This is a genomic window from Streptomyces diacarni, assembly GCF_003323715.1.
Lineage (GTDB): Bacteria > Actinomycetota > Actinomycetes > Streptomycetales > Streptomycetaceae > Streptomyces > Streptomyces diacarni.
The window spans coordinates 1-393 of sequence record NZ_QOIN01000004.1 but is presented as its reverse complement, the minus strand read 5'-3'; the positions used below and the strand labels follow the sequence as shown (position 1 = coordinate 393).

1 protein-coding gene is annotated in these 393 nt (G+C 64.4%); it reads left to right on the top strand.

The window, feature by feature from the left end; all coding sequences use genetic code 11:
• On the top strand, positions 1-393 hold a 393-nt coding region (locus DTL70_RS33340), incomplete at both ends, for a hypothetical protein (RefSeq protein ID WP_181860698.1).

Sequence of the window (393 nt, the reverse complement as noted above, 5' to 3'; positions counted from 1 at the left end):
GTGCGCATCCGGTGTTGACCTCGGCGATCGAGGATGTTGTCGATGAGCATCCGGAGCGTCCTGAGGTGATCGTGACGGGGTCGTTGCAGCGTGATCATGGTGATCTGCGTCAGATGCTGACTTCCGCCGCCCGGCTGTGGGTGCACGGCACCGACATCACCTGGCCCACACCGGCCATGCCGAGTGCGAGCACTCTCGTGCTGCCTGGGGACGACGCTCAGAATGACGGCGCGACCACGGAAACGCAGCCTGTTCCTGCTGTGGATTCCGAGCCGGTGGTGTTGGCGTTGTCGGCGAAGTCGGAGCCGGCGTTGCGTCAACGTGCTGCGGAGCTTGCGGATTTTGTGGGGGCGCGTGCGGAGTACGGGCTTGCTGAGGTTGCTGGTGTGTTGG